The following is a 1,028-nucleotide window of genomic DNA, read 5'->3' on the forward strand; positions in this document are numbered from 1 at the left end:
CTGCGAGCTGCTTTGAAGTTCTACGCCGACCGGGACCACTTCGCTGAAGACATTGGCAACGAATGGGACAGCGTGAGCGGCGAGCCCGCGAACATCCTCTGGCACGAACATGAAGCTTGGTTTGTGGAGGATGGCTCGATTGCCAGGGCTGCGTTGTCGGAAAACTCCGAGGCGGGCTAAGGGTGAAAATCGCAGGTCCCTCTGCGATATCGGATCACACTGGCAAGGAAGGCTGATCTCTTTGTCTCAAAAATTTGACCCAAGCGTCGTATGAACTCTGATACCAGCCAACAGCATCATCCCAGTCCACACCGCTCACCTCGCCTTTACCAACCAAGTGCCTAAGCCTGGAATTAGAAGCATCTAGATCAAGTAGGTGCCGATGGGACATGTAGCGAAAATCTTCATTGCTTAGCATTGGACTGGTGTCCTGAAGGGCTGGCTCGAGGATACGTGCCGTTGTCCCTATGCCATGATTGTGGCACCAAATCGAGGCGTGCAGTGCGGAATTCCAACAATTCGGACGATTCGGAGGATTTGCATCGAGCACATGTTTACTACATCCCGCTGTAACCTCCTTCCCTCTATTCACTGCCGCGATACGGCAGCCAGTAGGGGCTGGCTCAGTTTCAGAGCCTGATCCAGCCCCAGAGTGACGACAGCTCTACCCAGCAGACGCTTTGGATGTGACGGCAGGCAAGCCTTCCGTAGCAATCCGGCGCGCCCGCCCGACACCCCAAGCCATAGCACGGGTCATCGACTCGCCAGGACGGGAGTCAAACGCCTCCTCATGCACCGCCATGCCTTGAGGGGCATAAACGCCGATGAACATTTGTGTTTGCCCTGTGGGTGAAAGCCTCACCTGGACATCAATATGCGTTCCGTCGTCGAGTGTTTCGTCATGAGTACGGTGGTGAAGCGCTGGATCTGCCCAATCCCAGAACACATTTCCACGAACACGCATGTGACCCTCCTTAACTTTTTAGCTTTCATCCATTAGAGGGTCAAAATAGATCGCACAAAAAAAA

1 protein-coding gene and 1 pseudogene are annotated in these 1,028 nt (G+C 54.1%); one reads left to right on the plus strand and one right to left on the minus strand.

Going from position 1 to position 1,028, the window contains the following annotated elements:
* Nucleotides 1-180 (plus strand): annotated as a pseudogene (locus ACNFHO_RS27370) (hypothetical protein); the annotation flags it as partial.
* A gap of 484 nt (nt 181-664) precedes the next feature.
* Here ACNFHO_RS27370 and ACNFHO_RS27375 read toward each other — a convergent pair.
* On the minus strand, nt 665-964 hold the full coding sequence (locus tag ACNFHO_RS27375; protein ID WP_416767970.1) for a hypothetical protein: 300 nt from the start codon (nt 962-964) through the stop codon (nt 665-667).
* Between the last annotated feature and the right edge of the window lie 64 nt (nt 965-1,028).

It is taken from the genome of Pseudomonas sp. NY15374, assembly GCF_048068255.1.
GTDB lineage: Bacteria > Pseudomonadota > Gammaproteobacteria > Pseudomonadales > Pseudomonadaceae > Aquipseudomonas > Aquipseudomonas machongensis.